At 73.1% G+C, this 13,540-nt stretch carries 12 protein-coding genes and 1 pseudogene; 5 read left to right on the top strand and 8 right to left on the bottom strand.

Annotated elements, in window-relative coordinates:
- Nucleotides 1–113: 113 nt before the first annotated feature.
- The 3 genes and pseudogenes from AC07GB_RS15105 to AC07GB_RS15095 all read right to left on the bottom strand — a co-directional run.
- On the bottom strand, nt 114–716 hold the full coding sequence (locus tag AC07GB_RS15105) for a CAP domain-containing protein (protein WP_478845368.1): 603 nt from the start codon (nt 714–716) through the stop codon (nt 114–116).
- Nucleotides 717–1,017: 301 nt separating this feature from the next.
- Nucleotides 1,018–1,500: a cupin domain-containing protein gene (locus tag AC07GB_RS15100; protein ID WP_478845366.1), complete on the bottom strand. Its 483-nt coding sequence runs from the start codon at nt 1,498–1,500 to the stop codon at nt 1,018–1,020.
- 84 nt (nt 1,501–1,584) lie between these two features.
- Nucleotides 1,585–1,728: pseudogene (locus AC07GB_RS15095) on the bottom strand (alpha-glucosidase/alpha-galactosidase); the annotation flags it as partial.
- 339 nt (nt 1,729–2,067) lie between these two features.
- On the opposite strand from AC07GB_RS15095, the gene AC07GB_RS15090 reads away from it, so the two are divergent.
- Nucleotides 2,068–3,279, top strand: coding sequence for a S8 family peptidase (locus tag AC07GB_RS15090; RefSeq protein ID WP_478845364.1), 1,212 nt, complete (start codon nt 2,068–2,070; stop codon nt 3,277–3,279).
- 60 nt (nt 3,280–3,339) lie between these two features.
- Here AC07GB_RS15090 and AC07GB_RS15085 read toward each other — a convergent pair whose 3' ends face one another.
- The 5 genes from AC07GB_RS15085 to AC07GB_RS15065 form a co-directional block, all read right to left on the bottom strand.
- A complete protein-coding gene (locus AC07GB_RS15085) occupies nt 3,340–4,539 on the bottom strand; it encodes an ATP-binding protein (protein ID WP_478845362.1) in 1,200 nt (399 codons plus the stop codon).
- Nucleotides 4,526–4,822 carry a hypothetical protein gene (locus AC07GB_RS15080; protein WP_478845360.1) on the bottom strand — a complete coding sequence of 99 codons (297 nt, stop codon included), beginning with the start codon at nt 4,820–4,822 and terminating at the stop codon, nt 4,526–4,528. Before AC07GB_RS15080 ends, AC07GB_RS15085 begins: the two co-directional genes overlap by 14 nt.
- A gap of 9 nt (nt 4,823–4,831) precedes the next feature.
- Nucleotides 4,832–5,191: a hypothetical protein gene (locus AC07GB_RS15075; protein ID WP_478845358.1), complete on the bottom strand. Its 360-nt coding sequence runs from the start codon at nt 5,189–5,191 to the stop codon at nt 4,832–4,834.
- A gap of 271 nt (nt 5,192–5,462) precedes the next feature.
- Nucleotides 5,463–5,789, bottom strand: a complete 327-nt coding sequence (locus AC07GB_RS15070) for a hypothetical protein (protein WP_478845357.1) — start codon at nt 5,787–5,789, stop codon at nt 5,463–5,465.
- Between the two features lie 604 nt (nt 5,790–6,393).
- Nucleotides 6,394–7,131 carry a S1 family peptidase gene (locus AC07GB_RS15065; protein WP_478845355.1) on the bottom strand — a complete coding sequence of 246 codons (738 nt, stop codon included), beginning with the start codon at nt 7,129–7,131 and terminating at the stop codon, nt 6,394–6,396.
- A gap of 321 nt (nt 7,132–7,452) precedes the next feature.
- Here AC07GB_RS15065 and AC07GB_RS15060 point away from each other — a divergent pair, with 321 nt between their 5' ends.
- From AC07GB_RS15060 to AC07GB_RS15045, 4 genes are all read left to right on the top strand, one after another.
- The gene (locus tag AC07GB_RS15060) at nt 7,453–8,295 is read left to right on the top strand and encodes a DUF1206 domain-containing protein (protein WP_478845353.1); all 843 of its coding nucleotides are present in this window, start codon (nt 7,453–7,455) and stop codon (nt 8,293–8,295) included.
- 68 nt (nt 8,296–8,363) lie between these two features.
- Nucleotides 8,364–9,677 (top strand): cytochrome P450, encoded by a 1,314-nt coding sequence (locus tag AC07GB_RS15055; RefSeq protein WP_478845351.1) that lies wholly within the window; start codon nt 8,364–8,366, stop codon nt 9,675–9,677.
- Nucleotides 9,674–11,839: an MGH1-like glycoside hydrolase domain-containing protein gene (locus AC07GB_RS15050; protein WP_478845349.1), complete on the top strand. Its 2,166-nt coding sequence runs from the start codon at nt 9,674–9,676 to the stop codon at nt 11,837–11,839. The genes AC07GB_RS15055 and AC07GB_RS15050 overlap by 4 nt, the downstream gene beginning before the upstream one ends.
- Nucleotides 11,840–11,876: 37 nt before the next feature.
- Complete coding sequence (locus tag AC07GB_RS15045) at nt 11,877–13,520, top strand: alpha/beta hydrolase (RefSeq protein ID WP_478845347.1); 1,644 nt, start codon at nt 11,877–11,879, stop codon at nt 13,518–13,520.
- Nucleotides 13,521–13,540 lie beyond the last annotated feature (20 nt).

The raw sequence follows: 13,540 nt of genomic DNA, 5'->3' as shown, positions 1-13,540 counted from the left end.
CCCCCCCCCCCCCCCCCCCCCCCCCCCCCCCCCCCCCCCCCCCCCCCCCCCCCCCCCCCCCCCCCCCCCCCCCCCCCCCCCCCCCCCCCCCCCCGGGCCCGGGGTCCGCGGCGTCAGAGCTTGCTGGCGAAGTTCTGCACCCACCACGGGCCGTTGGCCTTCAGACTGACGCCGGCGCCGAAGTCCTTGTACGCGCAGTTCAGGATGTTGGCGCGGTGCCCGGAGCTGCGCATCCAGTCCCGCATGGCGGCCTTGGGGCCCTTCGGCCCCTTGTGTATGTTCTCGCCCCACGCCCCGGCCCGGTAGCCCGCCTTCCGCAGGCGGTCGCCCGCGCTCCTGCCCTCCGGGCTGGTGTGGTCGTAGTAGTCGCGCGCCGCCATGTCCTTGGCGTGGGCCTGTGCGGCGGCCTGCACCCTGCGGTCAAGCCGCAGCGGCCGGCAACCCGCCTTCGCCCGCTCGGCGTTGACGAGGGTGAGGAGCTGCTTCTGATACCGCGCCGTCTTGCCCAGCGCCGGGCGCTTCGACGGCTCCTCGGCCCGCGGGGCGGTGGCGCCCGGCTTCTCGTCGCCCGAGCTGTCCGCAAGCGCGAACGTACCCACCGACGCGAGAGCGGCCGCCGCCACGGCCCCGCCCGCCAGGACACGGACCTTCAGCCCACGCCTGCTCCGCCCATGACGCCCGCGCTCCTCGTCGGCGCTGCCCTTGCCCAGATGCATGTCCGCTCCACTCTGTGGTGATCGCCGGTCGATCCGACACAGGGGAGACCGAGCGGGAGGCGCGGGGACAACACTTTTCCGCGAACGTTTCCTGCCGAAGGCGTCGTACGCGTCAGGCCGAGGCGCCGCTGTTCGGATCCTCAGGAGGGAACTCCGGCTCGGTCGTCGGCTGATGGGCCTCGGGGCCTGTGAGTCGCGTCATGCCACACCAGTTTGCACCCGGCCCTTGGCGCACGCGAAGGCGCGACGGGGCGGCGGGGCCGTCACGGAGGCTGTACGTCCGTCGCGCGTGGGCCCGGCTCTAGGTCGCGGCGGTCACCCGCTCGCCGCACCACGCGCAGAAGGGTGCCCCGGACTCGGCCCGCATCCTGCCGCACTCCGGGCAGACCCGGTCCAGGGAGCACGGCGCCTCACCGCCTTCCCGCGCGGCGACGCTCAGGCCCGGGCGGCGCGTGTGCACGGTCAGGTACACCAAACCGTGTGCTCCCGCGCTCAGCGCGCGCCGGGAGGAGCGCGGCAGCCACACCACGGACCCGGCGGCCAGCGCGAGCTGCTCGCCGTCACCGTCCAGATGGCCGTCGCCCGCGACCACGACCAGCAGGACGTCCAGGGCGTGCTCCACATGGGCCGGTACGCCGCCCGCCGGAGGCAGTCTGATCAGGTTGGCGTCGAGCTGCCGTCCCTCCTCCGCCAGTTTCCACAGCGCTCCGGTCTGCTCGGAGGACACGTACGGCAGGTACTGATCGAAGGAGACCAGTAGGCGGGGCTTCTCCGGTGCGGGCATCTGCACCTCCTGGCTGTGCGGCGGAACGGTGGGATCCTAAACGGCCGGGGCCCCACAGGGGCGGGATCCCGGAGGAGGCCACCCTGAAGAACGCCGCACGCCCGCCGCGCGGTACGTGATCTCGTCGTACGGGAGGCCGAGCAGCTCGGCCAGGTCCCGCAGGGTCCAGTACACGGAGTGGCTCAGGCCGACGACCCGCGCCAGGCCGGTGGCCCGCGTGAGGTGCTGTCCAGGAGCGCGGGCACCGCCCGGACCCGGCCGTTGACGGTCACGGCGTCGCGGCGGCGATCTCGGTCTGCCCGTGCCACAGCTGGATGGTGACACGCCCGTCGGGGCCGACCCCGTCGGCGGCCCTCGCCGTGCAGCCCGGCGCCGCGGGGCCCGGGAGGGCGCGCGTCGCCGCCGCCCCGGGAGTACACCACCGGCCGCGTCCCGCTGTTCCGTGGGTCAACGGGGGCGTGCGCCATCGGGGGGACGGGCGGGTAGACCGGACCGCGGCCCGGTGAGAGATACAGAGCGGCCTGCCGGCCGTGTGAGACAAGCCCCCACCCCCACCAGGAGCACCACATGCCCCGTCCACCCCGGCGCGCCGTCGTCGCCGTCGCTGCCGCCGCCCTCACGACCGGTCTCCTCGCCGCCCCCGGCGCGACGGCCGGGCAGCGGGCACCCGCCCCCGTGCACGAGGCGGCCCACGCCCTGCCGGGCCGCTACATCGTCACCCTGGCTCCGGACGTGCCGTCCGACCGGGCGGCGCGGCAGTGGCGCCTCCCGGTGCGCCAGACCTTCCGCGAGGTGCTCAACGGCTTCTCCGTCGATCTGAGCCCGCGCCAGCTGGGTGTCGTACGGCGGCTGCCGGGCGTGGTGGCGGTGGAGCAGGTCGGCGTCATCTCCGGCCCGCGCGGCACGGCCTGGCGGCGCCAGGGGGAGCCCACCGACTCGTGGGGCCTGGACCGCATCGACCAGCGCGGGCTGCCCCTCGACGGCTCCTTCACCCCCGGCGAGGACGGCGAGGACACGACCGCGTACATCCTCGACAGCGGCATCGACTTCGACCACGCCGCCTTCGAGGGCCGGGCGTCGCTGGGCTTCGACGCCTTCCGCGACGACGGCAAGGACTGCTACGGCCACGGCACCAGCGTCGCCTCCCTCGCCGCCGGGGCCACCTACGGGGTCGCGCGGAAGGCCAAGCTGGTGTCGGTGCGCGTCCTCAACTGCAAGAACAGGGGCACCAGTGAGGGCCTGCTCGCGGGCTACGAGTGGATCGCGAAGAACGCCGTGCGGCCCTCGGTGGTGAACTCCTCGCTCAGCTCGCCGATGTTCCCGACCACCGACGCGGCCGTCGACACCCTCGCGCAGGACCACGGCATCCTGACCGTCGCCGCCGCGGGCAACCAGGGCGGCAGCGCCTGCCTGCGCTCGCCCGCGCGCGCGTCGAGCGTCGTGTCCGTCGGCAACAGCACGCGTAGGGACATCCAGTCGCCCACCAGCAACTACGGCCGCTGCGTCACCCTGTACGCCCCGGGGCACGAGGTCGTCACCGCGAGGATGGGCGGCGGTTCCGCGACGGTCAGCGGCACGTCCTTCGCGGCTCCTTACGCCACCGGGGCCGTCCTGCTCGCCCTGGACGACGACGAGAAGAGCACCCCGGCGGAGCTGAAGCAGCGGCTCGTCGACGCGGCCACGCCGAACGTGCTCAAGGTCAGTCCGGGCTCGCCCAACCTCCTGCTGTACCTGGCCCCCTCCCTCACCCCGGACGACGCCGAGGAGGACGACGCCTGAGCGCGCGGCCCGCCGTGGGCGCCGCCCGCGGCAGACCACGCGCACCTGTCCCGGCGCGGCTCAGGCGGGGGCGTCCGCGTCACCTCCGTCCTCCTCCTGCCGCGCGCCGCTTTCGGCGCGCGCGTCGGCGAGGCGTCGGCGCAGCTGGTCGGCGACCGACTTCTTGCTCTCGTCGGAGAGTTCGGCGGAGAGTTCGGCCCCCGGCCCGTCCGGCGCCGGGGGTGTGGGCGGGGGCGTGCGCTGTTCCTTGAGGGCGGCGAGCAGCGTGTCCCGTGTGACGGCGTCCTGACGGCGACGGGCCGTGCCGACCGCCGCGAGGATGACCGCCAGCTTGATGTCCCTGCCCGAGACGTCGCCGACGTCGGCCAGCTCCTCCACCGAGACGTCCTCGTGCACCGGCAGTTCGGCGGGCAGGTGGGTCTGCCAGATGCGGCGCCGGGCCGCGTGGTCGGGCAGGGCGAAGTCGACGTGCAGCAACCGGGATTCGACGGCCGCGTCGTAGCTGTGCGGCAGGTTGCTCGCGAAGATCACCAGGCCCTGGAAGGTGTCGAGCGCCATGAGCAGCTCGGTGCGCATGGAGTTGATGGCGCTCTCGGCGGCCTGCTGGGGCTGGGCGAACCGGCGCGAGAGCAGTGACTCGGCCTCGTCGACGAAGAGGACCGCGTTCTGCTCCTTGGCCGCGGCGAACAGCGCGGCGAGGTTCTTGGGTCCCTCGCCGTGGTACTTGCTCTCCAGGTCCGAGAGGCGGCAGGACAGGATGCGCCGGCCGAGCCGGTGCGCGATGGCGTGGGCGGCCATGGTCTTGCCGGTGCCGGGCGGGCCCCGGAAGTTGACCGCCGTGGACGGATGGGGCTCGATCGAGCGCAGGTTCCAGGTGTCGAAGACGAGCGGGGCCACCTCCACGAGCGAGACGCAGTCGAGCAGCCTGCTGACCGTCTCCTCGGGCAGGACCAGCTGGTCGAAGGTGTACAGCGGCTCGACCGTCGAGAAGGCGGGTGGCTGCGGCTCCTCCTGCGCGGGCCACGGCGACGGCGCCTGGCCGGGCCGCGGGGGCAGGGTGCCGTACCCCGCGCTCAGGACGAAGGGGCCGGGCCGGTGGTGGTCGACGATCTCGCCGAGCATCGCGAAGAGGCGGACCCGGAACTTCACCAGCTCCCGGTCGGGGACGTCCGCGGGGAAGCCGCTCAGGAAGAGGCGGGGCGTGGACCAGGAACCGTGGTCCGTGCCGTGGTCTTCGAGGCCGCGCTCATGTCTGGACACGGATCACACCCCTCGACGTGCGGAGCCTGCGGGCGAGTTCGGGGTCGATGGCGTGGGCGTCCCAGATCTGGGTCGCCGTCCTGACGCCGTACGGGCTGAAGATGCCGCCGACGACGTGGTAGTCGCCGGTGGCGAGGCGCTCGGACAGGATCTCCGCGTAGCCGCCCCGCACGGCTCGCGCGGAGATCCAGCCGTCCACCATCTCCCAGGTCACCAGGGCGAGGACGGCCCCGGCGGCGAAGCCCCCCGCCATCAGGAGCAGGATGAGGCTGATGGGTTCCACCGCTGCCCCTCAGGTGTAGACGACGAGCCCGCGGCCCGCCGCGTGGTGGCGTACCACGTCGGCGCCGGGCTGGCGGCTGCTGGCGAGCGCCCGCGCCTCGACCACCCGTCCGGTCCGCTCGTCGAAGAAGCCCTGCACGATCCGTGTGGACGCGGCCGTCGGGGTCTTGTCGAACACCCCGCCCACCTTGGCGTAGTCCTTGTTGGCGATGCGCTCGGCGAGCGAGAAGGCGATCGCGTCGGCGTTGTCCGCCTTGATCCTGCCGCGCGCCCGGAACCATTCCGTGATGATTTCCACGGTGATGGAGACGATCACCACCGCGATATAGCCGAAGAAGGCGATCGCGGCGATGAGGGAGAGTGGATCCATAGGTTTCTTTCCCCCCGATACTGTTCGTTTCTCTGCTGCTGTCGTTCGGATGTGACTACGGACTCGTCACGGATGCCCGTCGTGGTATCAGCGACGCCGTCGGAACCAGCGGTTCATTTCCGCTTGGTCGATCTTTGTGTCCGGGTGGCGCCTCCTCCTGCGGGCGCGGAACCCCGCCACGAGCAACGGCACCGCGACGGCCAATCCGGCGGCCACGGCCACCCATTTCCCCATCGATTCCTCCCGCACTGGCCCGCTCCCGGGCGGGGCGCTACTCGAAGATGATGAGTTCTCGCCCACCGAACATCCCCAGGAGTTCACCGTCCAGCTCCTTCGCCACCACGAACCTGCCGTACGGCTCCCCTGAGGGTTGCAGGCAGGGTCTGTTGCCCCGGTCGACGAACAGTTGGAGGCAGGGGAATCCGTAGGAAAGCCCCTGTCGGGTGAGGAGAGCGCCGTGGTGCACCTGAGGCGCGTCCGGACGCTCCTCCACGAAATAGCGGACGACCTCGTCGAAGGTGAGCTTCTTCAGCTGCAACGGGCGCGGTACTTGGGCGATTTTGATCGCTGCGTCACCGAGGAGTTGCAGAACTCCCATGATGGCTTCCGCGGCCTCCGGAGGCACTTCCCGCGCCCAGGGGCGGCGGCGTCCGCGACGCGCGGTCGAATCCTGTGAACGTGGATCATCGGCCATGTGTGATCCTCCCCCGAAATCCCCCGAAGCCGGATATCCAGGTGAGCGAGTGTAGCGGCGAAAGCCTTTTCTTGTACCGCCTTATTCCCGGGAATCAAGGCGATTCCTCGTTCGATTTCTGAAGTGCCCGTGGTGGCACCCGGGGGAATTGATGCGTGTGGTTCGGGGCACACCCCGGCAGTGGCGGCCGGGGCCCGGGGGGCCTGCTTCCGACCCGTCGTGGTGCCGGGCGCGGCGTCGGCGCGCGTCCCGCACGCGGCGAGAGGCGAGTGCGGTCGTCGTGGCTCCTGAGTCCGTGCCCGGTTCCGCGGTTCCGCGGTTGCACGGTGAGCGGCTCGGCGTCGCGGGCGCCGCACGCGGGGGCGGGCTCAGGCCCGGACCTCCGGCGCCTCGGCGAGGGCGAACTCCGCGGTCTGCCGCGGGTCCAGGGCCAGGATCTCGGCGAGGAGCCGGCCGAACAGGGAGCTGGCTCCCCTCCGCGCGGCGCCGCGCGGAGGGGAGGGGTGGCTCAGACGCCGGCCACGCTCTGGATCCAGGAGCGGTACGCCGTCACGTTCGTGTACGCGGTGGTGGTCTGGCGGTCACTCGTGGAGGCCACGCCGACCTGGACGCCGCCCGCCATCATGGGGCCGCCCGAGTCGCCGCCCGCGGTGATGCCGTTGCCCCGGCGGGCACAGATGGCCTGGCCCTGGTAGGCGTCGCGGCAGCCACCGGTGACGGTGACGTTGGCGACCTTCAGGAGCCGGGACTGACAGTTGATCTCCTGGCCGCACTGGGAGGTCGCGCCCCATCCGTAGACCTGTACGGACTGGCCCACGGTCACCGAACCCGGCTGGCCGAGCGGCGAGTAGGTGGCCGACACCGAGCGGTCGAGCTTGACCAGGGAGATGTCCGCCGACGGGTGGCTCGTGACGCTGACGCCGTTGGCCGTGGTGCCGCCCGTGGTCTGGTCGAGGCTGCCGATGCGGAAGGAGAGGCCGCCGCCGCTGACGCAGTGCTTGGCCGTGAGGATCCAGGTCGGGGCGACGATCGTGGCGGTGCACGTCTGCCGTCCGTTGGAGAAGAGCCGGGCCGCCCAGGGGGCGTTGCTGGCGTAGCCGCCGCCGATGATCGGCTGGGCCGACGTGGTGGCCGGGGCGGCGGGGGCGCGCTCGGCCGCGGAGGCCTGCGCGACGGCGGTGGGGGCGAGCCCGAGGACGGTCAGGGCTACGGCCGCGCATGCCGGGAGAAGTCTGGATATTCGCACGTTCGTCTCCATTGTGTGGGGGTGGAGCGTCCGTCATGAGGACTGAGCCGCATAGGTATGCGACTACGAGTACACGCGGAAGGTGGGTATTCCTGTCGCGTGCATGCCATCAAAGGCTGTGGCGAATCTGGCAGATGGGTTGCGGCCGTCGCAAGAGGCGGGAAGGGGCTACCCGCGTAGAATTGCGAGCGCCCGCATAGTCAAGCGAAAACATATGGTCTGGACCATTGTGTGCCGATAGGTCGTCCTGCTCCCGGTGGCGTACGTCCCTCTTTGGCGCGTCAGGGGCATGACCGGGAGGTCCCGGGGGATCCGGCCACCATGGGTTTTGATGGGGCAGTGCGAAACGGGGCAGGCCGGGCGCGACGGGTGGCCCGCGGCCGGGTGGTGGACATCGCGGCGCGGGCCGGATTCATGGCGCGCGGGGCGATCTATGTGCTGGTCGGCGTGGTGGCCTTGCGCATCGCGCTCTCCGACGACGACGGGAAGCAGGCCGACCGGGGCGGGGCGCTGACGGAGCTGGCCCAGAAGCCCTTCGGGGAAGCCCTGTTGTGGCTCCTCGGCCTCGGCCTCGTGGGGATGGCGCTGTGGCGCCTTTCGGAGGCCCTGTTCGGGCAGGCGGGCCCCGAGGGGCGCAAGGCGGGCAAACGCCTCCTGTCGGCGGGCCGGTTCGTCTTCTACGGCGTGGTCAGCTATCTGGTCCTGGCCTACGTCACGGGCGACAAGGGCAGCGGCAGCGGCTCGTCGGACCGCCAGGTCGACGACGTCACCGCGACCGTCCTCGACTGGCGGGGCGGGCAGTGGATCGTGGGCGCGGTGGGCCTCGGCGTGGTGGCCGCCGGGCTGTGGATGATCGCCAGGGCCGCCCTGCGCAAGTACCGCCGCCGACTGAAGATGGGGGAGATGTCCGCTCCGGTGCGCCGGGCCGTCGACGTCCTAGGGGTGGTGGGCGGATGCGGCAGGGGTTGCGCCTTCGCGACGGCCGGCGCGTTCCTCGTCGTGGCCGCCGTCCGGCACGAACCCGGCGAGGCCAAGGGCATGGACGACACCCTGCGCTCCTTCAGCCACACCGCGGCCGGGCCGTGGCTGCTCGTCGCCTTGGCCGTGGCGCTGATGGCCTTCGGCGTCTTCTCGTGGGCGAGCGCGCGCTGGCGCAGGGTGTGAGCGGGGCGTCCGCGTAATCTCCGGATACGGACGTGTGTCCGACCCGCGGGGTGGGAAGGAACGCGGCCATGGAGATCCCGGGCCCCGAGCCCCGACCGGACGGCGGCGTGGGCGCCATCGCCGACGCGGGCGGACTGCACACCTATCAACTGCGTCTGCACGCCGCGTACGGACCCGTCGTACGGTTCCAGCTCCCCGGGGCGCAGGACGCCGTGTCGATCGCCGACCCCGTGCTCCTGGAGGCCACGGCCCACATCGACAAACGGCCCGAGCGGCTCTTCGCGTTCCTGGACCCGCTGTGCGAGGCGGACAACCTCCAGGTCCTCGCGGCCGACCAGCACGGCCCGTGGCGCCGGCTGCTGCTCTCCGTCTTCGCCGGACGCCCCTCCCACGAGCGACACTTCGCGCGGTTCACCGAGCTGGCCACGGCCCTCGCGGACCGCTGGGCCGCGCGGTCCGGAGGCGAACCCGTCGAACTGCAGAAGGACCTCACCGCCCTCACGCTGCGGATGATCTGCGCCTACTCCCTGGGCGGCGACTCCACGGACCCCGACAAGGTGAGCGGCGCGTTCGAGACGGTGCTCACCGAATACCTGGGACGGCTCTACCAGGCACCCGTCCCCGGCACCCAGGACGAGCGGGCCCGGCGCGCGGACGAGGCGCTCGCCTATCTCCGGGCGACGGTCGACCAAGTCGTCGCGGCACACCGCTCCGGCGGCCGCGCGGACCGGAGCGATCTGATCGGCGCGCTCGTCGAGGCGGGCCAGAGCCCCGCGCGGATCCGCGACACCGTCATGATGACGCTCCTCGCCGCCCACCACACCACCGGCGTGGCCGTCTCCTGGACCCTGCACCTGCTGGGCAGGCACCCTGAGGTGGCCGCACGCGTCACCGAGGAGGTGGACCGCGTGCTCGGGGAGCGCGCCGCGCCGACGTACGCCGATCTGCGGCAGCTGACGTACCTGGACATGACCCTGAAGGAAGCGATGCGGCTCTACCCGCCCGGTCCGTACGGCGCGCGGGAGACGACCGAGCCCCTCACCCTGGGGAGGTACGAGATCCCCGCGGGCACGACCCTCTTCTACCCCTTCTGGGCCGTCCATCTGAACCCCGACCACTGGCCCGAGCCCGAGACGTTCCGCCCCGAGCGCTTCACCCCGGAAGAGACGGCCAAGCGGCCGAGGTTCGCCTACATCCCCTTCGGCCTCGGCCCCCGCAGCTGCGAAGGCGCAGGACTGGCCACGGTCGAGGCGCAACTCGTCCTGGCGGTCCTCCTCAAACGCCTCACGTTCCGGCCGGTGCCCGGGCACGAGGTCACGCCGATCGAACGGTTCGTGCTCTGGGCTGCCGACGGCATCCCGATGCGGGTGAGTTCACGGTGACTCCCTCTCGCGGCCTGCCCGCGCTCCTCCTCGCGCTCGTCCTCGCCGTGGGCACGGCGTCCCCGTCGGGCGCCCGTGACACCCCGGAGCCGGGCGGCCCGGCCGCCTACGAGAACGTCCTCGACCTCGAAGGAACCCCCAAGTCCGCGTTCCCAGGGGAGTTCAACCCGGTCGGCGTGTTCGCCGACCGGGGCGCCTGGCACGCGTACGCCCTGCCTGAGACGGCCGACCCGACGACGTACGGCGGCTTCACCGGGCCCCTGTACATGGCCCAGGAGTACCCCTGGTGGCTGAGCAGATCCTTCAGCAGGATCCGATTGAAGGAAGCGGATAGAACGCTCGATCTAGCCGGGGGAGGTTCTCCGCGCTTCACGTCGCTGCCGGGGCTGCTGCGCCAGCGCTACCGCCTCGACGGCCTCGACCTCACGCTGGAGCTGCGGTTCGCCACCGACCGCACCGCGCTGGTCCGCGCCCGTGTGCACAACAGCGGCCGTGCGACGCGCACCCTGGCCGCCGACTGGTCCGGCGGCCTGCTGCGTCCCGAGGAAGGACCGCAGCGTGACGCGCCCTCGCTGACCACCACGCCGCGCGGCGTCGCCGTCGACTTCGCGCGCGTGCGCGAGAAGTGGGACTACCTCACCGACGGCACCGAGCGCTTCCAGATCACCCACCGCGAGCCCGTCCGCACCACGCTCGCGCACGACACCTACCGCACCGAACTCACCGCTCCGCTCCGCCTGGCCCCCGGCGCGGCCCGCACCCTGGCCTGGACGGAGAGCTACACCTTCACCGCCCCCGAGCGGGCGCGCGAGCGGGCCGCCGTACGCCGCGCCCTGTCCCGCCCTGCCGCCGTCGCGGCGGCCGGGGACGCGCGCTGGCGCCGCTACGTCGCCGCCGTCACCGGCCCCGTCCCGCCCGCGCGCCGCCGCGTCGCCGTGAAGGCGCTCCAGACACTGGTCACCAACTGGCGTTCGGCCGCCGGGCGGATCCGGCACGACGCCATCAGCCCCTCGCTGTCGTACAAGTGGTTCGCCGGCGGCGTCTGGGCCTGGGACACCTGGAAGCAGGCCGTCGGCACCGCCCGGTTCGACCCGCGGCTCGCCGAGGCGCAGGTCCGCGCCATGTTCGACCACCAGATCCGCCCCGGTTCGACGAGCAGGCCGCAGGACGCGGGGATGGTCCCGGACGCGGTCTTCTACAACGCCCCCTCCGACGGCGGCGGCAACTGGAACGAGCGCAACAGCAAGCCCCCGCTGGCCGCGTGGGCGGTCCGGGAGGTCCACGACCGCAGTGGCGACCGCGGCTTCCTGCGCGAGATGTACCCGAAGCTGGCCGCGTACCAGGCGTGGTGGTACCGCAACCGTGACCACGACCGGGACGGACTCGCCGAGTACGGGGCGACCGTCGACCCCGCCAACGACAGCGCGGAGCAGCGCAGGCTCGCCGCCGCCTGGGAGAGCGGCATGGACAACGCGCCGCGCTTCGACGCCGACCTCGGCACCTCCGTCGTCGCCAACCGGGACGCGTCGGGCCGCGTGATCGGCTACTCCCTCACCCAGGAGTCCGTCGACCTCAACGCCTACCTCGCCGCCGACCAGACCCACCTCGCCGCCATCGCGCGGGAGCTGGGGGACAAGGCGGGGGAGCGGCACTGGCGAGCCCGCGCCCGGGCCACGCACGCGGCGGTGCGCGCGCGGATGTACGACCCGCGGAGCGGCTGGTTCCATGACACGGACCTGACCGAGGGCTCCCCGCTCACCGCGCGCGGGCGGGGCATCGAGGGCGCCGTCCCGCTGTGGACCGGCACGGCGTCACCCGCGCAGGCCGCGGCCGTGCGCGACAAGCTCACCGACCCGGGCGAGTTCGCCACGCCCGTACCCTTCCCGACGGTGGCCCGCAGCTCGCCCTACTTCGCCCCACGGCGCTACTGGCGCGGACCGGTCTGGCTGGACCAGGCGTACTTCGCCGAGGCCGGACTGCGGCGGTACGGCCACACCGCCGATGCCCGCGCCCTGACCGACCGGCTGCTCACCCACGCGGCCGGGCTCACGGGCCGGGGCCCGGTGATGGAGAACTACGACCCGCTGACCGGAGCACCGCTCAACTCGCCCCACTTCAGCTGGTCGGCCGCGGTGCTGCTGCCGATGCTGAGCGGCGGATGAGAGACCCTGGGGCGTACCGAAACACAGGAGCACCCCCTTGAAGTACCCGAAGTACCTGACGTCCCTGAAGCACCCCGCGCGGATACGCGTGCTCGCCCTGACCCTCCCGGCCGTCGCCGCCCTGTCGCTCACGAGCTGCACCACGCAGGGCGGCGACGACCCCGCGCGGCCGCGGGCGGACGCCGCCGACCCCGCCACCCGGCCCGAACTCCGGCGCTTCTACGGGCAGCGGCTGAAGTGGAAGGACTGCGGCGACGTCCGGTGCGCCCGGCTCACCGTGCCCAGGGACTACGCCCACCCGGACGACGGGAAGACCTTCGTCCTGCCGGTGGCCAAAGCCGCGACCACCGCGGGGCAACGGCGCGTCGGCACCCTCGTGTACAACCCGGGCGGCCCGGGCGAGTCCGGGGTGGCCGACCTCAAGGACGGCGGGGCCGAGTCGTTCGGCGCCAAGGCTAGGGCCCGCTTCGACATCGTCTCCTTCGACCCGCGCGGCGTCGCGGGCAGCCGCCCCGCGCTCGACTGCCCGGACGACGAGGAGGCCGTCGCCGACGAGGGGGCCGAGGACCAGCCTCCGGTTCCCCGCACCGCCGCCGCGCGGGCCCGGGCGCTCGCCGACGCGCGCGCGGAGGCCACCGCGTGCCGCAAGGGCAGCCGCGGCCTGCTGCGCCAGGTCGGCACCCGGGACGTCGCCCGTGACCTCGACGTGCTGCGCGCCGCCCTCGGTGAGCGGAAGCTGACCTACGTGGGCTGGTCGTACGGCACGCACTTGGGCACCCGCTACGCCGAGCAGTTCCCGCGCCGGGTGCGCGCCATGGTCCTGGACGGCGCGGTGGACCCCTCCCTCGGCTGGGAGCAGCGCGCCCTGAGCGAGGCGACCGGCTTCCGCAGGGCCGTCGACGACTACGCGGCGCAGTGCGCGGACGTCGTCGGCAGCGGCTGCCCCGGTGCGAACCCCGCCGAGATCCGCCGCCTGATCCAGCGCCTGTACGCGCGTACGGAACACGATCCGCTGCCCGTCGACGGCGAGGAGGAGGGCCTCGGCACGGCAGACGTCGTCGACGCCGTCTCGCTGGCGATGTACACGCCTGAGGAGGAATGGAAGCCGCTCTCCGCGGCCCTGCGCGCGGCGGCCCGCGGCGACGGTACGAAGCTCGCGGAGCTGTCGGAGGCCGACGAGCCGGACGGCGAAGAGCGCGCGGCGCGCTCGCGGGGCGCGGGCCGCCGCCCGGCAGGCCCCGCCGACGCCCCCGACTCCCCTGACTCCGCCGACAACAGTGACGCCGCCATCCTCGCCGTCTCCTGCGCCGACACCGCCTATCCCCGCACCGCGCAGCCGTACTGGGACGCCCTGGACCGCGCCGACAAGAAGGCGGGCCTGTACGGCGCGTCGAGCGTGCTGAGCGTCCTGGCGTGCAAGGACCTGCCCACGGGCGCGGAGCGGCCGCACCGGGTGGAGGCCGGGGGAGCGCCGCCGGTCCTCGTGGTCGGCACCACCGGCGACCCGGCCACCCCGTACGAGGAGGCCGAGAGCCTGGCGGAGCAGTTCCCCGGCGGCATGCTCCTGACGTACGAGGCGCCGGGGCACACCGCCTACGGCCGGGGCGGCGCGTGCGTCACGCGGCGCGTGGACGACTACCTGGTCGGGCTGCGTGAGGTTCCCGACGGCACCACCTGCTGAGGGCACGCCGCCCGGTGGGA

This window comes from Streptomyces sp. NPDC045778, from assembly GCF_056431945.1.
The sequence above is the reverse complement of the archived record's forward strand: the minus strand, read 5'-3'. Positions and strand labels throughout refer to the sequence as shown.